Annotated in this window: 8 protein-coding genes; 1 reads left to right on the top strand and 7 read right to left on the bottom strand. The window is 69.3% G+C overall.

All coding sequences use genetic code 11. The annotated features are described in order from the left end of the window. Positions 1 to 51: 51 nt before the first annotated feature. The 5 genes from QM693_RS20840 to QM693_RS20820 all read right to left on the bottom strand — a co-directional run bounded on the left by QM693_RS20840 (position 52) and on the right by QM693_RS20820 (position 20,927). Positions 52 to 303, bottom strand: a complete 252-nt coding sequence (locus tag QM693_RS20840; protein ID WP_005244517.1) for an MbtH family protein — start codon at positions 301 to 303, stop codon at positions 52 to 54. Then, on the bottom strand, positions 300 to 1,646 hold the full coding sequence (locus QM693_RS20835; RefSeq protein ID WP_283330562.1) for a lysine N(6)-hydroxylase/L-ornithine N(5)-oxygenase family protein: 1,347 nt from the start codon (positions 1,644 to 1,646) through the stop codon (positions 300 to 302). The genes QM693_RS20840 and QM693_RS20835 overlap by 4 nt, the downstream gene beginning before the upstream one ends. A gap of 162 nt (positions 1,647 to 1,808) precedes the next feature. Beyond that, on the bottom strand, positions 1,809 to 18,590 hold the full coding sequence (locus QM693_RS20830; protein ID WP_283353370.1) for a non-ribosomal peptide synthetase: 16,782 nt from the start codon (positions 18,588 to 18,590) through the stop codon (positions 1,809 to 1,811). Positions 18,591 to 18,879: 289 nt separating this feature from the next. Next, positions 18,880 to 20,079, bottom strand: a complete 1,200-nt coding sequence (locus tag QM693_RS20825; RefSeq protein ID WP_280778845.1) for a sensor domain-containing diguanylate cyclase — start codon at positions 20,077 to 20,079, stop codon at positions 18,880 to 18,882. 44 nt (positions 20,080 to 20,123) lie between these two features. Then, on the bottom strand, positions 20,124 to 20,927 hold the full coding sequence (locus QM693_RS20820; RefSeq protein ID WP_105412845.1) for an alpha/beta fold hydrolase: 804 nt from the start codon (positions 20,925 to 20,927) through the stop codon (positions 20,124 to 20,126). Positions 20,928 to 21,037: 110 nt separating this feature from the next. On the opposite strand from QM693_RS20820, the gene QM693_RS20815 reads away from it, so the two are divergent. Then, positions 21,038 to 21,973 (top strand): methionyl-tRNA formyltransferase, encoded by a 936-nt coding sequence (locus tag QM693_RS20815; RefSeq protein WP_105412844.1) that lies wholly within the window; start codon positions 21,038 to 21,040, stop codon positions 21,971 to 21,973. Between the two features lie 58 nt (positions 21,974 to 22,031). Here QM693_RS20815 and QM693_RS20810 read toward each other — a convergent pair whose 3' ends face one another. Beyond that, positions 22,032 to 23,780 carry an ABC transporter ATP-binding protein gene (locus QM693_RS20810; RefSeq protein ID WP_283353324.1) on the bottom strand — a complete coding sequence of 583 codons (1,749 nt, stop codon included), beginning with the start codon at positions 23,778 to 23,780 and terminating at the stop codon, positions 22,032 to 22,034. Further along, positions 23,777 to 25,480, bottom strand: a complete 1,704-nt coding sequence (locus QM693_RS20805) for an ABC transporter ATP-binding protein (protein ID WP_283353323.1) — start codon at positions 25,478 to 25,480, stop codon at positions 23,777 to 23,779. The genes QM693_RS20810 and QM693_RS20805 overlap by 4 nt, the downstream gene beginning before the upstream one ends. Positions 25,481 to 25,528: the final 48 nt, after the last annotated feature.

The raw sequence follows: 25,528 nt of genomic DNA, 5'->3' as shown, positions 1-25,528 counted from the left end.
CACCGGACGGTCGTCCCGGCACATCGTCGCCGAAACGCGGCGCCGGGGAGGTCAGCTCTTGTCGACGCTGTGCCGTCCGCCCGACTTCTCGTCGGCCTCCATGGCCTCACGCAGGCTCTTCGGCCGCATGTCGGTCCAGTTCTTCTCCACGTACTCGAGGCACGCGGCCCGGCTTTCCTCGCCGAAAACTACGCGCCAGCCTGCCGGCACCTCAGAGAACGTGGGCCACAGTGAGTGCTGGTCCTCATCGTTCACCAGCACGTAGAAGCGGCCTTCTTCGTCATCGAATGGATTGGTGCTCATCTCGCCTCGCTTGTCGCATACGTGTCCTGTGCGTTCACACTAGCAAGCGTGCCGTTGCGGCCACGCCTTGTTACGACAGATGTAACGATCTCTCCCGCCCGCACGGCAACATTCGACAGGAGCGACGACGTGATTCCGTGCGTTTTCTCCGTGCCGCCCTGCAGATAGATTCCCGCTGCGACGTCCGGTGAAACCGCCAATCTGTAATCTCGGCCCACTTCGCGCGGCGGGTGGGTTTTCGGCGCGAGATCGCCGAGCAGAGGCTCGAGGGGTGCGGGGGTGAAACCGGTGGCCAGAATCAGTGCGTCGCAAGCGAGAGTGTCGGTGAGGCCGTCCACCCCGCTGCGGACAGCCACCTCGATTCCGTCCGAAGTCTCGTCGACGGCAATGATCTCCGACGCGCGGCGCATGAACAGGCGGCGACGCCCACGCACGCGTTCCTGGTATTCGGTCGCGTAGAGCTCGTTGATGAGCTCGATGTCGACCACCGAATAGTTAGTACTCCTATGGACATCCAGCAATCGCAGACGCTCCGCCTCCGGGGCACCGTGCAGATCGTCCACTGCCTCCGGATCGAAGATGCGGTTGGCGTACGGACTGTCGTCGGCCGGGCTGTACCCGTACCGCGAGAAGACGCTGTGGACTTCGGCTTCGGGGTAGTTTCCGTGCAGGTACTGCACGATCTCGGCGGCGCTCTGGCCTGCCCCGAGGACGACGAACCGATGGTGGACCGGGGCCGGCATCTCGCCGAGCCGGAACAGGAACTGGTGGTTGTGGAAGCACCGCGCAGAGGGGTTGGCCCACTCCGGGATTCGCTCCCGCAGACCGGCGCCCATCACGACGTTGCGCGCGATGACCGTGCTGCCGTCGGCGGTGCGGACCTCGAAACGGTCGATCACCCCGTCGTCGCCGCGGATTCCGCGTACGGTCTCCACTGCGGTGCCGTATCGCACGTCGGCGTCCACTCGGCGTGCCGCCCACTGCAGGTAGTCGTGAAACTCGTGACGAGTCGGAAAGAAGGTCTGGTGATTGACGAAGTCGACGAGGCGACCCTGATCGAAGAGGTAATTGAAGAAGGTGAATGCGCTACGCGGATTCCGGAACGTCACCAGGTCCTTCGGAAACGCGATCTGCATCGTCGCGCCGTCGAGAAGCATCCCGGGATGCCAGCCGAATCGATCCTGCTTCTCGAAGAACTGCGCGCTGATCCGCTCACGCGGGGGGCACTCCGCATTGTGTTCCTCGATGGCAATGGCCAGGGCGAGGTTAGCGGGACCGAATCCGACACCCACGACATCTCGCACTGGGAGATCTGTACCGACCGTTTCCGGCGATTCACTCATAGCTCGTTGTCCGTCCTCGACGCCACGCCGCACCCGACCCAGCCGCCGTCTGCCTTCCGAAAAGATAGTGAAGCCTATCCTTATTTCCAGCACAGTACCAAGTACTTCCGGCCCTCGCGGCGGCGAACTCCGCCCCGGAACTGCGATCTAGATCACTCTTGATCACCAGGCTCCTTCCGCCCATGCGGTGACCAGCGACGACAACTCCGACGCCCAGCCACGGACCTCCTCGGCGTCCAGCACATCCGAGGAGAACGAGAAATACGCGTGGACAGGTCCGTCACCGATCGGCTCGTAGAAACTCAGCGTCAGGTCCGAATCCGGAACCCCCACCGGCACCGGCATCAACCCACCCAGCGCGTCGAGATGACCGAGCCGGGCCTGCTCGTGATGAACGAGCATGACCTGCGGACGGAGCACCGGCGTCTCGCCGACCGCCTCCACGACGTCGGCGAACGCCACGTCCTGGTTGTCCAGCGCGTCGAGATTCGCGGTGCGGATACGCCGCAGCAACTCCACGGGATCGGGATCACCGCTCGTATCCGTTCGCAACAGAACGATATTGAAGAAGCAGCCGACCAGCGCGTCCAGCGCCTCCTCCGTGCGTCCCGCGACGAGCGACCCCAGCGGAATGTCCGTGCCGGCGCCGTGCCGTGTCAACACGGTGGCGAGTGCGGCCTGCAACACCATGAACAGGCTGGTGCCCGTCTCGCTCGCGAACTTCCGGGCCGCGCTGTGGAGTTCCGCGTCGATCTCGACCGGCACGATCTCCGCCGTCCGCGGTCCGCGCACGGCCGGGGCGGGCAGTTCGAGCCGGGACGGCATGCCGTCCAGCGTCTCCCGCCAGTAGTCGAGCTGACGCGACCGACGGCTGTCCGGGTCCTCGGGATCGCCGACGAGCGCCCGCGACCACACGACGTAGTCGGCGTATCCGATGGGCAGCGGTTCCCATGCGGGTTCCTCGCCGTGCGAGCGCGCGGCGTATGCGCCCATCAGATCACCGAGCAACGGCACCACGGACCACTCGTCGACGGCGATGTAGTGCATCGCGAGAAGCAGTGCCTGGGTGCCGTCGCCGCCGGTCACGAGATGCACCCGGAGCGGTGCGTGCTCGGTGAGATCGAGGGGCTCCTGCGCCAATTCGAAGACCGTGCGGTGGACGTCTCCGTCTCCGACGTCGACGAGTTCGAGGGCGGGCCGCACCGCTTCCTGCGCGACGACGCTGTCCCCGGCCTCCACGTACACGGTCCGCAGCGGTTCGTGCCGGGACGTGACGTCGTCGAGGGCCTGCGCCAGGATCTCGGGGTCGACGGCGTCGCGAAGCTGCAGCGACAGTGCGTGACTGGCCCGCGCCTCGGCGCCTGCCGCCCGGAACTGCTTCCAGAACCGGCGTTGCGGCCCGGACAGCGGCAGCACCCCCGGTCTCGGGTCCGCCGCCGTGAGCACCGGTCTGCCGATGGACGAGGCCCCCGCGACCATCGCGGCGAGTTCGGCCACCGTGGAACTGTCGAACACGTCCCGGATACCGATGTCGACGGCGAACCGCCCGCGGATACGTCCCACCAACCGCATCGATGCCATGGAGTTGCCGCCGAGGTCGAAGAAGTTGTCGTGGATGCCCACCGACGGCAGATGCAGGATGTCGGCGAACGCTGCGGCGATCTCCTTCTGCTCCGGCGTCTGCGGCGTGCCGTCCCCGGTCAGGGCCGACCAATCCGGCAGCGGCAGCGCCTTGCGGTCGAGTTTGCCGTTGGGTGTCAACGGGAGATCCCCGTCCAGCACGACCACGCGAGTCGGCACCATGTAGTCGGGCAGCCGCGCGGCGGCGTGTTCCCGCACGGCCTGCGGATCGATCCGCCCGGCTGCGTGACCGTCGGCCGGTGTCACATAGCCCACGAGCCGGACGATGTCACCGGACCGGTCCGCGACGACCGCCGACTGCTTCACCGCAGGATGACTTCCGAGGGCCGCGATGATCTCGCCGAGTTCGATGCGGAATCCACGGATCTTCACCTGGTCGTCGACGCGTCCGAGGAAGTCGATGTTGCCGTCTTCCCGCCAGCGCGCCCGGTCACCGGTCCGGTACATCCGGGAGCCCGCGTCGCCGAAGGGGCTGGGCACGAACCGGGCCGACGTGAGGTCGGGCCGGCCGAGGTATCCGCGGGCCAGTCCGCGTCCGGCGATGTACAACTCGCCCGCCACCCCCGGCGGCACCGGCTGCAGGCGGTCGTCGAGGACGTACGCCTGCTCGTTGGGATCGGGGATGCCGATCGGCACAGCCGAGTTCCATCCGGGCCGTGCCTGCCACAGCGTGTTGTTGACGGTGGCCTCAGTGAGACCGTACGCGGCCAGCAGGTTGAGCCGTTCCGCCCAGCGTCCGATCAGTTCCGGCGGCACGGTCTCGGTGCCCACCAGCACGGTGCAGCCCTCGGGGACGTCGCAACCCGACGGCAGCGCCGCCAGCAGGGACGGCGGAATGATCGCGTGCGTCACGGCGTGTGCGGCCATGAAATCGGTGAGTTCCGGTCCGGCGACACGGGACTCGTCGGGCACGATGACCAGGCGGGACCCCGTGCACAGTGCCATCGACAACTCGAAGACCGCGACGTCGAATCCGATCGACGCGAACTGCATCACCACCGAACCCGGGACGAGCTTCATCCGCTGTTCGGCGGTCGCGACGAGACTGGGAATCCCGTCGTGAGTGAGGATCGCACCCTTGGGTTTACCGGTGGAGCCCGACGTGTAGATGACGTACGCGGCGTGGTCCAGGCCCTGCGGGGGCCGCGGCACCTGCAGGGCGGGCCCGGTCCCGAGTTCCGTGACGACGGACTCGTCGTCGAGGAGAACGCGAGTGAGGCCGTCGACGTCCGCGATGCGCGGGCTCTCCCCCACCGTGGTCACCAGCACCCGCGCGGCGGAGTCGGCGAGCATGTAGGAGATGCGGTCGGACGGGTGGTTCAGGTCGAGCGGAAGGTATGCCGCCCCGAGCTTCAGCACCCCGAGCACGACCGCGACCATCTGCGCCGATCTCGGTACCGCCAGTCCCACAACGTCTTCGACGGAGACGCCGCGACGATGCAGCAGTGCGGCGACTCGGTCGGCGCGCACACTCAGGTCCGCGTACGTCACCTCACCGCCGGCGTCGACGACGGCCACGGCGTCGGGGGTCGCCGCCACGTGGCGCGCGAACGCCTCGTAGAACGTCTCCTCCGCCACCGGCTGTGACGTGTCGTTGAACCCGTGCACCACGAGTTCGCGTTCGTCGCCGAGGAACACGTCGAGGTCGCCGACCGCGCGACCCGAGTCGGATGCGAGGGCGTCCAGCACCTCGACCTGCCTGCGCGCGATCTTCTCCGCGGTGGCCCGGTCGAACAGGTCGGAGCCGTACTCGAGGCGCAGGTCGACCCGGTCGTCGTCGAGGTACTCCGTGAAGTTGAACACCAGGTCGAACTTGGCGGTGCGTTCCTCGAACGCCACCGGGGTGAGGGCCGAGCCGGGTGCGAGCGCCGAATCGGACGTCCGGCTGTGATAGCCGACCATCACCTGGAACAGCGGGTTCCGGGCCAGGGTTCGCGCCGGATTCACCTTCTCCACAACGGTTTCGAACGGAACGTCCGCATGCGAGAAGGCCGCCAGGTCGGCGTCACGGACCCGTGCCAGCAGCTGGTCGAACGTGGGGTTGCCCGACACGTCCGTCCGCAGCACCACGGTATTGACGAAGAACCCGATCAGGTCGTCGAGACCCTGTTCGCTGCGGCCGGCGACCGGCGCGCCGATCGGCAGGTCGTCGCCCGCACCGAGACGGTGCAGCAACGCCGCCGACGCCGCGTGCAGCACCATGAACATGCTGGTTCCCGACGTCCGGGCGAGCGCACGCAGGGCCCGCGTCGTCGCGGCGTCGAGCGTCGTCTCGATCGCACCGCCGGCGAAGCTGGGCCGCGCGGGACGGGTGCGGTCGGTGGGGAGCACCAGCTCCTCCGGCGCCCCGTCGAGAGTCTTCGCCCAGTAGTCGAGTTGACGGCTGACGAGGCTGGACGGGTCCTGTGGCTCACCGAGGACGTCGCGCTGCCACAGCGTGTAGTCGGCGTACTGCACGTCGAGCGGTTCCCACGCCGGCGCCGAGCCCTGGACGCGAGCGGCGTACGCCGTCATCAGGTCCCGCAGGAACGGGCGGTCCGACCATTCGTCGGTGGCGATGTGGTGCAGCACGATTGCCAGCACCTGCTGGTCCGCGACCCGGATGAGGCTCGCGCGCACCGGGATCTCCGTCGCCAGGTCGAACGGGCGGCCGACGGTCTCGGTGACGAGCCGCACCAGATCGGCCTCGGTGCCGTCCACCACCGCGACGTCGGGCCGGGCGTCTTCGAGGATCACCTGCACCGGTTCGCCGTCGTGCTCCCCGAACACCGTTCGCAGCGATTCGTGCCGCGACACGACGTCGGTCAGCGCCTGCTCGAACACCCCGGGGTCCAGTGCACCCTGCAGTCGGAGGACGATCGGGAAGTTGTAGGCGACGGCGGGGCCCGCCCCCTCCCGAACCGAGGTGCCTTCCATCTGCTGCAGGAGCCACAGACGTTGCTGCGCAGCGGAGAGCGGCAAATGCTCGGGCCGCGGCCTGGCAACCAGCACCGGACGGGTCGAACCGGTGTCGTCGCCGATCCGGGCGGCGAGTTCGGCGACCGTCGGTGCTTCGAACAGGTCGCGCAGGGTGAGGTCGGTGTCGAGCGTGGCCCGCGCCCGGCTGATCAGCCTGGTGGCCAGCAGCGAGTGACCGCCGAGGTCGAAGAAGTCGTCGTCGACCCCGGGGGCGGGGACGCCGAGGATCTCCCCGAACAAGGCGGACAGCACCCGTTCGGCGTCGGTGCGGGGTTCCGTGCGCGCGCCGCCGCTGCGGCCGAGCACGTCGTCCGCCGACGGCAGCGCCTTGACGTCGAGTTTGCCGTTGACCGTCATCGGTAGGCTGTCGACCTCGATGACCGCGGCGGGCACCATGTAGTCCGGCAACGTTGCGCGCAGCGCCTGTGAGTACTTGTTAACGTCCCGCGGTTGATAAGTACTCACGGGTACGGCGTAGCCGACGAGCCGCTTGAACCCACCCGGGCCCGAATCGACGACGACGGCGGCCTGGCGGACGTCGTCCAGAGCTTCGAGCGCGGACGCGATCTCGCCGAGTTCCACCCGGTGACCGCGGATCTTCACCTGATCGTCGGTCCGGCCCAGGAAGTCGAGGTTCCCGTCCTCACGTCTCCGGACGAGATCGCCCGTCCGATACATACGTACGGATTCATCGAACGGGTCGGCGACGAAACGTTCCGCCGTCAGCGCGAACCGGTCGAGGTAGCCGCGCGCCAACCCGACCCCGGAGATGTACAGCTCGCCGGGAACGCCGTCCGGAACCGGACGCAACCACGCGTCCAGCACATAGGCGGACGTGTTCCAGATCGGGGTGCCGACGGTGGGTGTCACGCTGTCGGCAGTACCGGCGCCGAGGGTGTTGATCGTGTACTCGGTGGGACCGTACAGGTTGTACCCGACCGTTCCGTCCGTATCGCGCAACCGGTTCCATACCGAATCCGACACTGCCTCGCCGCCGAGGAGTACGAGTGGCGGCCGGTGCCGCCCCGGACCGTCGTCGAGCAGACCCTCTTCGACGAGGTGCTGCGCGTACGTCGGCGTCACGTTGACGACGTCGATCGCGTGGGCGTCGCAGTAGGCCACGAGCGCCTCGGCATCACGCCGCAGGTTCTCGTCGCAGATGTGGACCTCGTGGCCTTCCACCAGCCACAGCAGTTCCTCCCACGACATGTCGAACGCGAACGACACGGTGTGCGCGATGCGCAGCCGCCGACCGCCCGCGGCAGTCACGACGGGTTCGAAGATCGCCTCACGATGGTTGAACTGCATGTTGGTCAGACCGCGGTACGGGGTGACGACGCCCTTCGGCTTGCCCGTGGACCCGGACGTGTAGATGACGTACGCCGGATGGTCCAGGCGCCCGGGGGTTCCGGGCGCGAAACCGCCGAGTTCGGCCTCCGACAGCGGTCCGGACGCGACCGCGCCGAAGTCCACGGTGTCGACGACCAGCGTGTCGACCATCGCAGCGGCGAGCGTTCCGGCGATGTCCGACATGGTGACCAGGACCGTCGGACGCGCGTCGTCGAGCATCGCGACAAGTCGCTCGGCGGGGTGGTCCAGTTCGAGCGGCAGGTACGCGGATCCGGTGCGCAGCACGGCGAACAGCGCGACCACCATCTCCACCGTCCGCGGCAGTGCGAGCGCGACGATCCGCTCCGGGCCCGCGCCGTGGCCGAGCAGGACCCGGGCCATCCGGTTCACGTCGGCGTCGAGTTCGGCGTAGCTCACGGTGCGGTCGCCGAACACCAGGGCCGTGTCTTCGGGCCGGCCGCGGGCCGCGTCGGCGAACAGATCGGCGATGGTTCTGTCGGGCAGGGCCTTCCGCTCGACCGGCACGGGCATTGCGGCACCGGCGATTCCGCCGACCACACCGGACAGGTCGGTGGACCACTCCTCGAGCACGGTCAGGTACCGCGACAGCATGCCTTCGACCCGCGACTCCGAGATCTTCTCGGGGTGGAACTCGAACTTCACCTTCACGCTCGCGCCCGGGGTCACGACGACCGTGACCGGGTAGTGCGTGTGATCGATGCTGTCGCCGCCGCTGATGTCGTGCGCCGCATTGAGCGCCGACACCTGCTTCTCGTCGACGAAGTTCTGCAGCACGTACAGCACGTCGAACAGCTGCCGGTGCTCGGACACCCGCTGGATTGACGCGAGCCCGAGGTAGTCGTACGGGGTCAGCGCCAGCCGCTCCGACTGGATTCGCCGGAGCAGGTCGGTGACGGTCTCGTCGGCCCGCAGCGTCGTCCGGACGGGGACGGTGTTGAGGAACATTCCGGCCACCGCGTCGATGCCCGGGACTTCCGGTGGGCGTCCGGCCACGGTGGTGCCGAACACGAGGTCCCAGCGCCCGGTCTCGATTCCGAGTACGACGGCCAGCGCGGCGCTCAGCACCGCGTTGAACGTGACACCGGCGCCGCGGGCACCGGCACGGAGCCGTTCGCTCAGTTCCTCGGACAGCACCGCGTCCCGGCGCTGCGGCGGCTGCGGCTCCCCCGCGACCGTCGCGGCCAGCAGCGTCGGTTCGTCGAGCCCGCCGAGCGCGTCGGTCCACGCCGACTGCGCGGCATCCGCGTCCCGGGTGGCCAGCCACCGCAGGTAGTCCTCGAAAGATCCCTCCGGGGCGGCGAACCCGGAGTCGTCGCCACCGGTTTCGTAGAGGGCGAGCAGCTGACTGACGACGAGGCCGTTGGACCATCCGTCCCACAGCAGGAACTGCCGGTTGATCACCAGTCGGTCGTGGGAGTCGCCGAGCCGCAACACCATTGCCCGCCACAGCGGCGGGGAGGTGAGGTCGAACGGTGTCAGCCGGTCCTGCGCGGTCAGCTGTTCGGCGTAGGCCGCGCGTTCGGGCTCGTCGAGTTCCCTGAGGTCGAACTCGGCGATGGGCACGTCCAGGCCGGCGCCGAAGAACTGCACCGGCGCGGGCAGGCCTGCATTGACGAATCCCGCTCGCAGCGTGGGATTGCGTCGCTGCAGGGTGCGCAGCGCGGCGGCGAGCCTGTCGGTGTCGAGGCGGTGCGCGAAGTCGAGTGAGAACTGTGCCGTGTAGATGTCGGCGCCGGAGTCGAACCCGGCCTGGAAGTAGAGACCCTCCTGCAGCGGCGACAGCGGCAGCACCGTGTCGACCCCGCTCGGGCTCGCCGCGACGATCCGGTCGATCTCCTCCTGCGTCAACGCCACGAGGGGAAGGTCGGACGGGGTGATCATCGCCGGTCCGTCGTGCTCTCCTGCGGCGTCGGCCAGTTCACGCAGTGCGGCCACCCAGCCGTCGCTCAACGCGAGGACGTCGGCCTCGCCCAGGTCGGCGTCCGACCAGGCGAAGACGGCCTGCAGTTCGGTGCCCCGCTCGGACTCGTCACACAGGGCGTTGATCACCAGCCGGTACGGGCCACCGAGATCGGCATCGGGATCTGTTGCCAGCGAATCGGATTCGACCGCGGGAGTCCACGGTCCGGGCACCGCGTGCGGCATCCGCCCCAGGTAGTTGAACAGCACCTGCGATTCCGCCCGTGCCGCAAGAAGGCCCGCGGTGCGCCCATTGACGTACCGCAGCATGCCGTAGCCGATGCCGCCGTCGGGGGCGCCGCGCAGCTGCTCCTTGACGTCCTTCAGCGTCTCGAGTGCGCCCGTCCGGCTGCGCAACCGGACGGGGGTGACGTTGGTGATCCAGCCGACGGTCCGGGACAGATCCACGCCCTCGGCGAGTTCTTCGCGGCCGTGCCGCTCGAGGTCCACCAGCAGGTCGTTCTCGCGCCCACGGCCGGCGAGCCACCGATCGGCCGACAGCCGCAGGGCCGCCAGCAGCACATCGGTGACGTCGGCGCCGACCACGGCGGGAACGGTGGTCAGCAGCGCCGTCGTGAGTTGCGGATCCAGCAGCACCGTCCGTCGTGCGCCACTGCTCACCACCGCGTGCCCGTCGGTGCCCCGCACCAGATCGGCACCGGGTTCGGTGACGCGCAACCAGTGGTCGAGTTCGGCGAGCCGGGCAGGGGCCTGCGCCTGCTCGGTGACGATGCGGGCGAATCCGCGCAGCGACGTGGGCACCGGGTCGAGCGCCGCGTCCTGGCCACTGTCGGCCGCCACCCACGCCATGGCCAGATCTTCGATCAGCGTCCGCCACGACACCCCGTCGATCACCAGATGATGCGCGACGAGGAGGAGCCTGCCCAGCTCCTGCGGGCCGGCGTCGAACCACACCGCCGACAGCATGGCGCCGTCGTCAGGGGCGAGCCGGTCGGTCGCGGCGCCGGATTCTGCTGCCACGATTTCGCGCAGCGCGGCGGCGTCGAGTCCGGTGACGTCGACACGACGCAGTTCCAGGTCTGCGGATTCGGTGATCTCGAGCGACCACACACCCGGCGCATGCCGGGTGAGCTTCTGCCGCAGGCCGTCGTGGTGACCGATCACCGAGTGCAGCGCGGCAGTCAGGACGGTGGCGCTGGTGCCCGCCGGTGTGTGGAGCAGAACGGCCTGGTTGAACCGGTTCTTTCCGCCACTCCATTCGGACAGCCGATGGACCACCGGCAGGGGCGACAGGACACCGGTGCCCGACTCCTCCACGCGCGGGGCCGACGCGACGACGGTGGCCGCGACCAGCCGTGCGAGCGCGGCCGGCGTCCGCTGTTCGAAGATCTGCCGCGGGGTGACGGTGATCCCCTCCCGGCGAGCGAGATTCACCAGGCGGATGGCGAGGATGCTGTCGCCACCGAGCGCGAAGAAGTCGTCGTCCACCCCGACAGTCCCGACACCGAGAACCTCGGCGTAGTGGGCGGCCAGCACCGCTGCCGGTCCGCTCTCGAGGACCGGCGCGGACGTCGCCTGCCCCGAACTCATGTGCGCGGAGAAGTCCGGCGCGGGAAGCGCTGTGCGGTCCAGCTTCCCGCTGGGGCCGACCGGGAACTCGGGCACGATCACGAACGCGACGGGCACCATGAACTCCGGCAGGGCCGCAGCCAGGCGCGCACGGACATCGTCGACGTCGGCGTCGCCGACGACGTACCCGACCAGTTGTTGCCGACCGGGCCGGTCCGTGCGCACGACGGCGGCGGCCTGCCGCACTCCGGGGCACGCCGCCATCTGCGCTTCGATCTCGCCCAGTTCGATGCGGAAGCCGCGCAACTTCACCTGATCGTCGACCCTGCCGAGGTACTCGACCGCGCCCTCCGCGTTCACCCGGGCGACGTCACCGGTGCGGTACATGCGGGACCCGGTGTGGGAGAACGGATCGGCGACGAACCGCTCGGCACTCAACCCGGGCCTGCCCAGGTAGCCGCGGGCCAGCTGTGGCCCCGACAGGTACAGCTCACCGGCGGCGCCCGCGGGCACCGGCTGCAGGTACCGATCGAGCACGTAGAGGCCGGTGTTGGACGTCGGCAGGCCGATCGGCACGGAGGGCGCGGACACGTCGATTCCCTGAACGGACGCGGCGTAGCTGACGTCGACCGACGCCTCGGTCGGACCGTAGAGGTTGTCGAGCTCCACTCCCGGCAGGAGTTCGGCGACGCGCCGGGCGGAGGCCACGGGAAGCGCCTCACCGCTGCAGGAGATGATCCGGAGTCCGGTGCACCGGGCGGCGGCGGGCTCGGCGAGGAACACCTCGAGCATCGAGGGCACGAAATGCACACGCGTGATCGACCGCCGGACGATGACGTCGGCGAGGTACGCCGGGTCCTTGTGGCCGTCCGGCCGCGCCAGCACGAGGGTCGCCCCGGCGAGGAGCGGTCCGAAGAACTCCAGCACCGACACGTCGAAGCTGGACGGCGTCTTCTGGAACACGTTGTCTGTCGGGGTGATCGGCCGGAACCGCTGAACCCACAGCAGACGGTTGACGATGCCGGCGTGCGGCACGACGACCCCCTTGGGCCGTCCCGTCGAGCCCGACGTGTAGATCACGTAGGCGGGGTGCTGCGGCGCGAGCGCGACACCGGTCAGCGGCTCGGGCGAGTACCGCTCGGCGTCCGATACCCGGACCTGCGGAACACCGGACCCGGACCCGGAGAACGGCACGGTGCCGTCGGTGAGGACGCATACCGGTTCCGCGTCCTCCAGCATGAACGCCAGCCGGTCGGCGGGGTAACCGGTGTCGAGCGGAACGTAGGCGCCGCCCGCCTTCCCGACCGCGAGGAGCGCCACCATCAGGTCCAGCGAACGGGGCAGCGCCACCGCCACCTTCGACTCGGGTGCCACCCCGCGGTCGACGAGCAGTCGGGCGAGGCGGTTCGCGCGCGCATGCAATTCGGCGTAGGTGAGGTGTTCGTCCTCGAACACGACGGCCACCGCGTCGGGTGTCCGCTCCGCCTGCTCCTCGAGCAGCGCCGTCACCGTCGTGTCGGGGAACTCCACCTCGACGTCGCGCAGTGCCGCGTCGATCGGCTCGCGCGACGCCAGCGCGACGGAAGACACGTTCTGGTCGACGTCCCGGGTCAGCTCCGCGAGATACGCCACCATCGACTCCGCGAACCGGGTCGCGGTCGCCGCATCGATGCGGGCGTCGTCGTATTTCAGCTCGAGTGTCAGCGCGTCGCCGGGCATGACGATCAGCGTCATCGGGTACGGCGGGTGCTCGTCGAACCGGATGCCGGTCAACTGCACCGCACCGGTGGGATCCGCCACCGCGCCGTCGCCGAGCGGATAGTTCTCGAACACGACGAGCGTCTCGAACAGGTTCTGCAGTCCCGCTTCCCGGCGCAACTCGGGCAGGCCCAGGTACTGGTGGTCGAGCAGCGTCGACTGCTCGTGCTGCCACCGCGCGAGGGTCTCGGCCACCGTGTCGGTGGGCCGGTACCGCAGCCGGGTGGGCACGGTGTTGATGAACAGGCCCACCATGGTCTCGATACCGGGCAGGTCCCCGCCGCGGCCCGACACCGTCGAACCGAACACCACGTCCTCCCGGCCGGTGAGACGACCGAGGACCAGACCCCACGTGCCGTGCACGAGGGTGCTGAGCGTCAATCCGCGGGCCCGGCCCACCGCGGACAGCGCGACGGTGTCGTCCGACGGCAGTGTCACTCGGACACTGTGTATCCCGGACTCCCCCTTCGACGACGGCGTCGGCAGGTCGACCGGCTCGGGGGCGTCGGCGAGCGCCTCCCGCCACACGGCGAGCGACGCCTGACGGTCCCGCGCCCCCAGCCATTCGAGGTAGCTCCGGTACGGCGTGGGCGTCGGCAGCGCCAGCGGCTTCCCCTCGACGCTGTAGAGGGCCATCAATTCCCGCAACATCACCGGCACCGACCACCCGTCGGCGACGATGTGGTGAATCGACTGCAGCAGAAGAAACCTTTGATGTTTCACCTGCGCGAGCGTGTAGCGCAGCAGGGGGCCGCGCTCGAAGTCGAAACCCCGGGCCCGGTCCGCCGCCAGCACCTGTTCCACGCGCTGCTCCGGATCCGCGACGCCGGTGAGATCGAGCACCTCCATCGGCACCTGGACGTTTTCGCCGACCACCTGCACGACCCGGCCGTCCGATACCGCTCGCACGCCGACGCGGAGGGCCGCGTGCCGGTCGACGACCGCCTGCAGCCCGCGGTGCAACGCCGCAGCGTCGACGGGACCGGTCAGTTCGATCACCTGCTGCACCACGTACGGGTCGGTGCCGGTGTCCTCGAACGCCGACTGGAAGTAGATGCCCTCCTGCAGCGGTGTCAGCGGAAGCACGTCGGCCGCCCCCGCCAGCGCGTCCACGTCCGGCTGCGTCAGCGACACCAGCGGGAAGTCCGACGGCGTGTGACCGCCGAGACGGTCGATTCCGGCCAGCACCCGCAGCACCGCGGTCCACTCGTCGGCGAGCGCCACGACGGCATCACGATCGAGCACACCGGGCGCCCACGTCAACGTCGTGCGCAGGACGGGGCCGTCGGCTCCGTCCTCGGCAATCACGTCGAACGCCAGCGCGTGCCCGAGCGGCATCCGCGGGTCGTCCGCGCCACCCATGGCGCGGGGCAGCCAGTCGACGCCCTCCGCGGACGTCACCCGTCCGAGGTAGTTGAACAGCACCTGCGGGGTCGGCGCGTGCGCGAGTTCCGGCTTCGGGACACCGAGGTAGCGCAACGCGCCGTAGCCGAACCCGGAACTCGGGATGCGGCGCAACTGGTCCTTCACCGCCTTCAGCGCGTCGGCGATTCCCGTCTCGTCCGCCGCCGCACCGGGGTCGAGCACCACCGGGTAGACGGTGGTGAACCAGCCGACGGTCCGGGCGAGGTCGAGGGCGGGTCCGTCGCTGCGGCGCACGAGGTCTTCCTCGCGTCCGTGCCCCTCGAGGTCGAGGAGCACCGGGCCCGGCCCTCCGTCTCGCCACCTCTGCAACGCAACCGCGACACCGGTGAGGAGCGCGTCGTTGACGTGTCCGTGGAACGCCGCGGGCACGGTGGAGAGCAGCGGCCGGCTGAACTCCGGAGGCAATGTCACCGTGAGGGTTTCGGCGTCGCCGGCGAGGTCGAGGGCGGGATCGAGCGCACGCGAACCGAGGAGCGGGTCTTCTGTGGTCGCCGCGTCCACCCAGAAGGACAGTTCGTGGTCGAAGGCACCCGACCGCGTCTGCTCGTCGAGCAGCTCGGACCAGCGGCGCAGCGACGTCCCGACCGGAGCGAGTTCGGGGACGCCCCCGGCCGCCACGGCTGTTCCCGCGCGGGCGAGGTCTTCGAGGATTATGCGCCAGGACACCCCGTCGACCACCAGGTGGTGTCCGATCAGCAGCAACCGGCCGGGACCCTCGGCCGCGGAGAAGAGGACGGCCTGCACCATGGTGCCCGCATCCGGGTCGAGCCTTCCGACGGCCGCCCGTGCCTCGATGTCGAGTTGCTCGGCGCTGCCGTCGGATTCGACCACCCGCAGGATTCCGTCGAGCGTCGCCGGGGACGGTTCCGGCACGGACAGCGTCCAGCGGTCGCCCCCGCGGCGGAGGCCGCTTCCGTTACCACGGACGAGCGTCGCGCGCAGGGCGTCGTGCCGCTCGAGCACCGCGGCGAGTGCCGCCTTCGCGGCATGCTCGTCGAGGGCGGCCGGAGTCTGCACGAGCACCGACTGGTGGAACGCGGCGATCTCACCACCCCGCTCCGCGATGCGGGCGACGATCGGGGTGCTGCGGACCTCACCGACGGCGACGTCGTCGGGGTCCACGGCGGCCGCGGTCCGGCCGTCCTGGACCCGGGCGAGCGCCTCGGCGGTGCGGAGCTGGAAGATCTCCCGCGGGCTGATCGAAAGACCTTCCCGCCGAGCATGGTTGACCAGCTGGATCGCGACGATACTGTCGCCACCCAACGCGAAGAAGTCGTCGGTGACGCCCACCGACTCCACCCCGAGGACACCCGCCATCAGCGCACACAGGGTTTCCTCGGCAGCGGTGCGGGGCGCGACGTTCTCGCCGGCCGCGCCGAGGTCCGGCTCGGGCAGCGCACGCCTATCCAACTTTCCGTTGGGGGTGAGCGGGAACCGATCGAGGACGACGAACGACGACGGCACCATGTACTCCGGCAGCTTCGACGACGCCCAGACCCGCAGTTCGGCGACGTCCGGAACCGAATCCTGCTTCGCCACGACGTAGGCCGCGAGATACTTTGCCCCCGACGGCGTCTCCCGAACGACGACGGCACTGTGCCGAACGTCGGGATGCGACACGATGCCCGCCTCGACGTCCTCGAGTTCGAGTCGCATGCCCCGGATCTTCACCTGATTGTCGGCGCGGCCGAGGAAGTCGAGGGACCCGTCCGGCGCCCACCGCGCGAGGTCACCGGTTCGATACAACCGGGAGCCGTCGTTCGCGAACGGGTTGGCGACGAAACGGGACGCCGTCAGCCCCGGAGCGTCCACGTAACCGCGGCCGAGGAGGAATCCGCCGGCGTACAGCTCACCGCCGGTGCCGAGCGGCACCGGGTTCAGGTGTTCGTCCAGCACGTACAGCTGGGTGTTGGGGTTCGGGCGACCGATCGACGTCGCGATCCGCGCCGCATCCTCCCGATAGATCACGTGCGACACCCCGATCGTCGCCTCCGCCGGGCCGTAGCCGTGGTACAGCGTGATGGCGAGCTGCGACCGGAACCTCTCGAACAGGCGCGGTGTGAGAACCTCACCGCCACACCACACGTGCTTCAGCGCCGCCAGCCGATCCGTGCCCCGCGACAGGTCGAGCAGCACGTCCAGCATCGACGACACGAGGTAGACGAACGTCACCGACTCGCCGGCGATCAGGTCCAGCAGATACTGCGGGTCCCGCTCCCCGCCGGGCTCGGCCACCACCAGCCGGCCACCCGCCACCAGAGGCAGCAGAATCTCGTTCACGGAGATGTCGAACGACAGCGGCGCCTTGAACAGCGACGCGTCCGCGGGCCCGAAGCCCAGGATCTCGTCGCGCTGCCACAGCAGTCGCGCGCAGACGGCCTCGTGACGGATCATGGCGCCCTTGGGCCTGCCCGTGGAACCCGACGTGAAGATGACATACGCCAGCCGCGAACCCTGCACGGTCACCGCGGGCGGCTCGGTGGGCTCCTCGGCGTACGCCCACGCCGCGAGGTCGACCGGCACGGCCCGCTCCCCCGCGTCGGCAACTCCACCGGGCCCGGTGAGCACGAGCGCGGCCCCGGCGTCGGCGAGGACCGACGTCCGGCGGTCCTCCGGCCACGACGGGTCGAGGGGCACGAACGCCCCACCCGCACACATGACGGCGAGCAGTCCGATGACCATGTCCGCCGATCGCGGAAGACCGACCGCCACAACTGTTTCCGCCTCGACACCGCGGGCGCGCAGGTGATGGGACAGCTGCGCCACGCGTTCCCCGAGTTCGCGGTAGGTGAGCCGGGTGTCGCCGGCGATCAGGGCCTCGGCATCCGGCGTCCGCGAGACCTGAGCGTGGAAGAGGTCGGGAACCGTCACCGATTCCTGCGGGGACGCCGTGTCGTTGAACTCCACCAGCAACTGCCTGCGCTCGGCCTCGGTCATCGGATCGAGCGAGGCGATGGGCTGTGACGGGTCGGCGACGAACTGCCCGACGAAGTGCTCGAGCCTGCGACGATGCTCCTCGAGCTCGGCGCCGAGACCGGCCGGGGCCCGGAGATCGATCTGGATGGGCTCCGAATCCTGCCCACCGCGGATGGAGAAATCGAGGTCGCGGACCGGTCCGGTGGCCGAACCCCGCACCCACGCCGGGAACCCGCCGAACGTCAGCGAATGCTCGAACATCATGGAATTGATTCCGGGACCGAAGATCTGACGGTCCGGATCGATCGACCGCAGGTCGCGGGCGAGGTCCTCGCCGCGGTAACGCCCGTGCCGCAGCACCGAGATCAGCGCCGTGTCGATGCGGGTGGCGAGCTCACCCACCGTCATCTCGGGATCCACCTGCACCCGGAGCGGCAGGATCGTCGAGCACATTCCGGGGATGCGGCGCAGTTCGCGTCCGACCCGCGCCGTCATCGGCAGCGACAACGTGAGGTCGCGGCGGCCGGTGAACCGGTGGATGTACGCCACGATCGCGGCGAGCGGCAGCCGGGTGCGCCTGATCCCGGCGTCGGAGGCGAAGGTGTAGATCGCGTCGGCGTCGTCCCCGTCGATCTCGACGACGGCGGAGATCGGCGCCCCGGTGTGGTCGACGACCTGCGGGAGCAGCCGAGGCGGCTCCGGCGCATCGATCACCTGCTCGATCCAGAAGTCGCGGTCGGACGCGAAGCGCGTCGACGCACGGTAGTCGCGGTCGGACGCCACGAGCGTGTCGAGGGGCCACGGTGCCGTGGACGTCTCGAGTTCCGGGTGTTCGTATCGATCGACGACGTCGGCCACGAGCAGAGTGATGCCGTATCCGTCGATGAGGCTGTGGTGGTAGCGCTGGTACCAGATCACCGACTCGTCCCCGGTGCGCAGCAGGGCGTGCCGGAACAGCGGTTCGTCGCCCTCGACGTCGACCACGGTCTCCATGTCGCGGTCCATCCACACGCGCGCACGTGCTTCGGGATCCTCGTCGCCGCGCAGGTCCACGACCGCAAGGGTCCACCCGTCGGGGGCTGTCGGCACCTGCAGCAGTTCGTTGCCGTCGCCTCGCTCGAAACGCACGTGCAGGGCTTCGGCCCGTTCGACGGTCTTCCGGATCGTCTCGGCGGCACGGTCCAGGTCGATCCGGCCGGCGACCTCGACGACGAGCGAGAGGTTGTAGACCGGGCTGCCCGGGTTCAACTGCTGCCCGACCCACACCTCGGACTGCGCGGCCGTCACCGGCAACGCGACAGGCGCCGAACCGACGCGAGCCGAGGAAGAAGTGCGCTCAGCCGAAGTGCGCTGGGGGCGAGCAGCCGCCGAGTGGTCCGGAGACATGGTGATCCGATCGTCCGTCGAGAGCGCCCGTCCAACGACGGGCACCCGAGGGAGTTTAGGTTAGGCTACCCACCAGCAACAAGCCGGTTGCCGGCAAGTTCACAGGTGCCAGTTATCACAGCGGCAATTCGAGTTCAATCACCACGAACGCGTGTCCCCCGCACCGCCGCCGGCATTCACCCCGCCGAAGCGGTCCCGACGTCGCCTTCGACCGCGTAAACATACCGCGCGTTTGCGGGTTCGGCACGCTGGTGGTGGCGGCGACCGCCGGGGGCAGCCGCCCAGCAACCTAGTGGTGCCAGACCGCCGTGTTCCCACCGCGACGCTTGGCGGCGTAGAGGGCGATGTCCGCATGATGGAGCAGTTCGTCGACCGTGCGCGCCGACGTGCTGCGCGCCATCCCCACGCTGAGGGTCACGACGAGGAGTTCGTCGCCGACGTCGATCGGTGTCGTGATCGACGCGAGCATCCGGGTGACCACGTCGTCGACGTCGTATTCGTCGACGTCGGGAAGGATGGCGACGAACTCGTCGCCGCCGAGCCTGCCGACCGCGGCCGGCGCGCGCATCGCGAGGCGCAAATGCTCGGACACCCCCTGCAGGATGCGATCTCCGACGCGATGCCCACGGGTGTCGTTGACGTCCTTGAAACCGTCGACGTCGAGGAACAACGCGACAGCAGGTCCCGCGCCACGCTCGAACAGACGCTGCAGATGCTCCGTGATAGCGGCGCGATTGAGCAGTCCGGTGAGACTGTCGTGCGTGGCAGCGTGCAGAAGAAGCGCGTGCGCCTCCTCCGCCTGCTGCTGAGCGGTGACCTCCGCGGTGACGTCCCGGAAATGCACGACCAGCGCGCCGGAATCGGCTGCGGCGGTCACCTCGATCGTCATCCCCGGCGAGTACAGCGAGTCCACCCGGGTCTGCTGCTCGCGGCCGGTGGCGAGAACCTTGCGGCACAGTGCGTCGAAGTAGCTGCCCTGCGTTTCGGGAAGAACCTCGGTGACGACACGGCCGAGCAGTTCGTCCCGCGACCGCCGCACGTGCCGCAGGCAGCCGGAATTGACGTAGATGATCCGCAGGTCCTCGTCGAGCGCCATGAACCCCAGGCCCACCCGGTCGAGCAACGACGCGAGCTGCACGTCCCGGCCAGCCACGTGTCCGAGTTCGATGACCACTCCCGTCAGCTCGACAGGGGCACCGGACGCATCGGTGGTGACGTCGATGCTGCGGGTGAGGATGTACCGGGTCGACCGATCCGCCAGCACGATGCGGAACACGCATTCCGCGCCGACGGACCCGGCGGTGTCACCGAACATGCGACGCACCGCGCCGATGTCTTCGGAATGGACCCGCTCCCGCCACAATTCGAGCGGTGGCCGGGAACCGTCGTCCTCGAAGATGGCGGCGGCCTTTTCATCCCACCACAAGGCCCCGTTCACGACGTCGTACCGGACGATGCCCACCCCGAGGCGCGGAATACCCAACGCCATCAGAACCTCGCCGTCACCGTGATCGCCGCAGCCGCTCGGAATTGTCAGTTGGCGAGGAACTCGAGCAGCACCTTGTTCACCACTTCGGGCTGTTCGAGGTAGCCGTAGTGCCCCACGTCGGGGATCTCGTAGTACCGGGCCGACGGGATCGCCTCGGCCACCTCACGCGAGAGATACGGCGGGATCATTCTGTCGTCGGCGAACCCGATGGACAGGCACGGTGTCGTGATGGCCCGGTAGGCCTGCCTGCGATCGAAGCTGCGGTCCATCTCCATCTGCGCGCGCACGCCGTCCGACGTCCGGCCGCCGCTGAACTCGAACAGGTCGAGCCAGTCGCGGGCCGTGTGCGGGTCGACGAGCGACGCGGGCGACAGATTCATCACGGCAGTCACCGCGGCCCGGTACTTGGCCGGGAGTTCGACACCACTGTCGTGGAGGGCGCGCTCGCCCTCGGTGAGGGTTTGCTGGAAGTAGTCCATGCGGGCGTGACCGGCGAGGAACGCCGCCTTGTGCACGAGGTCGGGCCGGGTCAGGGCCAGTTCCTGCGCGACGCGGGCACCCATCGAGGTGCCGACGACACGGGCCGGTCCGCCGCCGAGGTGCTCGATCAGTCCCGCAGTGTCGGCGACGAGGTCGTCCATGGTGATCCCGTCGACGCTCTCACCGGACGGCGCGATGCCTCGGTTGTCGAACGTGCAGACGCGGTAGCCGGCGTCGATGAGCGCAGGGGTCTGATGCAGATCCCACACCCGTCCCGGGCTGCCGGTTCCCATGATGAGCACCACTAAATCGCCGGATCCCTTGACCTGGTAATTCAGGGGGATCCCGTTGATCGTGGCGATCGTCATGTTGCCTTCCTTCCATGGGCGGTCTCACCGTTTTAGATTGGATAGCCTAAGCTGGCTTGGCTGCCGCTTGCATGCGGCGCTGACCGACAAGCTCGTCCAGGAGGACCGCGTTGAGAGTCGCCACACTCGGATATCAAACCTGGGGTCACCGTACCCTGCAGGCCCTGCTCCAGTCCGACCATGAGGTCGTCCTCGCGATCACCCACCCCAAGAGCGACCACGTCTACGAACAGATGTGGGCGGACTCCGTCGCCGACCTGGCCACCGAGCACGGGGTGCCCGTGCACATCGCCACCAAGCCGGACGAAAACTTCAAGTCCGCGCTGAAGCAGGCCGACCCCGACATCGTCGTCGCCAACAACTGGCGCACCTGGCTGCCACGGGACGTCTTTGACTCTCCCCGCTACGGCACCCTCAATATTCACGACTCGCTCCTGCCCAAGTACACAGGATTCTCCCCGCTCATCTGGGCGCTCATCAACGGTGAGGAAGAAGTAGGCCTCACCGCGCACCTGATGGACGAGGAACTCGACGCCGGCGACATCGTTTTGCAGAGGTCGACGCCCGTCGGGCCGACGGACACCGTCACCGATCTGTTCCACCGCACCGTCGACATGATCGGCCCGATCACCCTCGACGCACTCGAGCTGATCGCGTCCGGTCGCACGGACTGGACGCCGCAGGACCGCTCGCAGGCCACGTTCTTCCACAAGCGTGCCCCCGAGGACAGCCTCATCGACTGGACGTGGCCCGCCGACGCGATCGAACGACTCGTCCGCGCGCAGTCCGACCCGTACCCGAACGCCTTCACCCATTACAAGGGACAGCGTGTCCGGGTTCTGAAGGCCGCCGTGTCCGAAGGAAATTACGGTGGAACGCCCGGGCGTGTCTTCATCCACGAAGGCGACGGAATGGTCATCGTCGCCGGGCCCGACGCTCGCACGGGTCAGAACAAGGGCCTCAAGATCCAGCGCGTCCGGCTCGACGACGGCACCGAACTCGCCGGCACCGAATTCTTCCCCCACGGCGGCGGCTACCTCAGCTGACGCCCGTGCGCCTTTCTGGTAGCGGGAGCTACCAGAAAGGCGCACGGGGCGGAACGCCCTACCGCCCCTCCCACGCCGACCAGAGTTCGGCGTAGCGCCCACCCGCGGCGACGAGATCGGCATGTGGACCCTGCTCGACGATCCGGCCGTGTTCGAGGACGACGACCCGATCGGCGGCGGCCGCCTGCGTCAACCGGTGGGCCACCACCAGCGTCGTGCGACCACGGGTCGCGGCCTCGGCCGACGCCTCGAGTTCCCGCGCACCCGCGCTGCCGGCTTCGGCGGTCGCCTCGTCCAGGATCGCGACCGACGGGTTCGCGAGGACGAGTCGCGCCAGAGCCAATTGCTGTGCCTGGGCGGCGGTCAGCTCGTGGCCGCCCTCCCCGACCACGGTCTGGACGCCGTCGTCCAGTGCGTTCACCCAGCCGTCGGCGCCGACGGCCTTCAGTGCCATCGCCGCGTCTTCCTCGGAGGCGTCGGGTGCGGCGAGCCGAAGGTCGTCGATCAGCGGTCCGGCGAACACGTGGACTTCCTGGCTGACGATGGCGACCAGACGGCGGAGACCCCCCGGCTCCAGATCGGGCAGCGCGGTGCCGCCGATGCGCACCGACCCGGACGTCGGGACGATCGAACCGGCCGCGATCGCCGCGACCGTCGTCTTGCCCGCTCCGGTCGAGCCGACGAGGGCGACACGTTCACCGGACTTCACGTGCAGGCTGATGCCGTGCACCACTTCGTGGCTGCCGTCGTAGGTGTGCCGGACGTCGGCGAGTTCGAGCGTCGAATCGGCGGCCTCCCGGACGGTGGCGGTCCCGGTGCCCGACTCGTCGTCGAGGTCGACGACGCCGACGAGCCGGGCCAGGCTCGCACCCGCCGACTGCACCTCGTCGAACGTGTACATCAGCATGCCGATCGGATTGAACAACCGGTGGAAGAGCAGTGCCGCGGTTGTGGTTTGGCCGACGGTGACGATGTCCGCGTTCACCAGCGCGAATCCGGCGGCGAGGATGGTGGCGAGCCCCACGAACTCGGCCCGGTTGCCGCGCCCAGCGAACCGGGTGAACAGTGCGAAGACGCCGACGGACAGGTCGCGGGCCTTTTCCGACGCACCGTTGATCTGCGCCAGATGGCTGTCTTCCAGACCGTAGGCGCGCACCGTCCGGGCACCCTGCATGCTGCTGATCAGGGCCTGCGAACGCTCTCCCATCGCCACGCGTTCGGCGGCGTACACCGGTGCGGACCGCGGCAGGTACCAGCGCATCGCCAGCGCGTACATCGGCAGCGCGACCATGCCTGCGAGCCCGAGCCGCCAGTCGATGCCGAGCATCGTGACCATGCTCAGCACCACCAGCAGGACAGCCGTGACGAGGTTGGGGACCACGTCGGTGACGGCCTTGCCGATCACCGCGACGTCGTCGCCGACCCGCGACAGCAGGTCGCCCTTGCCGACGCGTTCGACCGTCTGGATCGGCAGCCGGAGCGCCCGGTCGACGGTGCGTTCGCGCAGATCCGCCAGGATTCCCTCGCCGAGGCTACGGATCAGGAACGACGCGAACCCGGCGCACACACCGCCGATCACGGCGGCGGACGCGATCACCGCGACCACCCACCCGATGGTGGACGGCGGCGCACCGTCCTGCACCCGGTCGACGAGGACGCCGAAGACGTAGACGGGGACCAGCGCCATACCGGCCGCGACGGCGGCGACCAGCAGGGTGGCGACGCTCCGGCCGCGGCGGCGTCCCAGTTCAAACTTCAGCCACGCCCACGTGTCGCGTGCGTTCGCGATGGGCAGCAGTTCACTCATCGCAGGACCGCCTGACGGTAGTTCGCGTTCTCGGTCGCCAATTGCGAGTGCGTGCCCTCGCCGACCACCGTTCCGTCGTCGAGTACGACGACGCGGTCGGTCACGGACAGCAGCGCGGGGCTGCTCGTGATGAGGATCGTCGTCTGCCGGTCCTCGGAGTCGCGATGCCGCAGGTCCGCGATGCCGCCCGCGATCGTGTGTTCGGTGACCGCGTCCACCGCGGTCGTCGGATCGTGCAGCACCATCACCGGCGACTGCGCCACCAGTGCACGCGCGAGGGCGACCCGCTGCCGCTGACCACCGGACAGCGAGGACCCACGGTCGGCGACCTCGTGGTCGAGGCCCTCGGGGTGTGCTTCGACGACGTCCACCGCCGCGGACGCGGAGAGCGCCGCCTGCACCTCGGACGCCGTGGCGCCGGGCCTGCCCGCGGTCACGTTCGACGCGACGGTTCCGGAGAATAGGTCGCCGTTGTGCGGCTCGACGAGCAGCGCCCGGCGGGCCTGCGCGAGATCCGCGTCCGACAACCGCACTCCGCCCACCGTCAGTTCGCCGTCGTACCGATCGGGCGGAACCTGCCCGGACAGCAGCGCGGCCAGCGCCTCCGCGTCCTGCGGGCGGTACGCGACGACACCGAGCAGTTCGCCGGGGGTGACCCGGAGATCCAGCGCGCTCAGGGACCGGTAGGACACGCCGCTCAGGCTGAGTTCGCTGCCGTCGAGTGTCCGGCCGGACCCGGCGGGCAGCAGGGGTTCCGCGTCCAGGACCAGGGCGAGACGGTCCGCCGACGCGCGGGCGAGGGCGAGGAACCCGGGCAGGCCGGCCAGGACGCCGAGCGGTTCGATGAAGAACTGGGACAGTCCGACGACGGTGATCAGTTCACCGATGGTGATGCGTCCCTCGAGGGCGAACCAGCCGGCGACACCCGCGACACCGACGGCGAGGAGGGCGCTGACGGTCATCGACACCCCGGCGAACACGGCGGAACTCTTCGCCGTGTGCAGGGTGGCGCCGAGCGCGTCGCGGCTGGCCGTCCGGTATCGCCGCGACGCCGACACCTCTGCGCCGATCCCGCGCAGGGGCCGGAGCCCGCTCACGAGGTCGGTGGCCATGGCGGACGCCCGCGCGACGGCGGCCTGCTGATCGGTGGCCCGGCGGGTGATCAGCGGCGCCGCGAGTTGGAGGAGACCGAGGATGACGGGGGTGCCGATCAGAACGGCGAGTCCGAGGGGAACGTCGATCAGCAGCAGGGCGACGGCGGATCCGATCGCCGCGGTGAGGGCCGCCGCGGCCCTCGGTGTGATGTCCGCGATCCAGGCCGCGCGGTCGGCGTCCGACGTCGACACGGACAGCAGCTCACCGGCCCGCAGGTCGGTGCGCACTCCCCGCGGGTCGAGGATGCGGTGCGCGACCTCCATCCGCAGCTGGTGGGCCTCGTTCTGCATCGCCACGACGATGAACCGCGCACCGAACCGCCACGCCGCGGTGAGCACCAGGAACAGCAGCGCCAGGGCGCACAGCCACACCGCGAGAGCGAACACGTCTCCGGTCGCGACGGCCCGGTCGACGATCACACCGATCGAGATCGGGACCAGTGTCTCGGCCACCTGATGCAGGCAGACGAGCACGGTGCCGATCCCCAGCCGAACACGATTCCGCACCAGCGTGCGACGCAGAATTGCGGTGCCACCAGTCTTCACGCGCGTAACTCCCAACGCCGACGCTTCCCCACCCACCAACGAAGTAAG

Source organism: Rhodococcus sp. IEGM 1305, from assembly GCF_030058635.1.
Taxonomy (GTDB): domain Bacteria; phylum Actinomycetota; class Actinomycetes; order Mycobacteriales; family Mycobacteriaceae; genus Rhodococcus_F; species Rhodococcus_F opacus_D.
This window is presented reverse-complemented; position numbering and strand designations above follow the sequence as displayed.

Coding starts and splice junctions, on each gene's coding strand:
- QM693_RS20840 (WP_005244517.1), bottom strand. CDS start 303: ATGAGCACCAATCCATTCGATGACGAAGAAGGCCGCTTCTACGTGCTG.
- QM693_RS20835 (WP_283330562.1), bottom strand. CDS start 1,646: ATGAGTGAATCGCCGGAAACGGTCGGTACAGATCTCCCAGTGCGAGAT.
- QM693_RS20830 (WP_283353370.1), bottom strand. CDS start 18,590: ATGTCTCCGGACCACTCGGCGGCTGCTCGCCCCCAGCGCACTTCGGCT.
- QM693_RS20825 (WP_280778845.1), bottom strand. CDS start 20,079: ATGGCGTTGGGTATTCCGCGCCTCGGGGTGGGCATCGTCCGGTACGAC.
- QM693_RS20820 (WP_105412845.1), bottom strand. CDS start 20,927: ATGACGATCGCCACGATCAACGGGATCCCCCTGAATTACCAGGTCAAG.
- QM693_RS20810 (WP_283353324.1), bottom strand. CDS start 23,780: ATGAGTGAACTGCTGCCCATCGCGAACGCACGCGACACGTGGGCGTGG.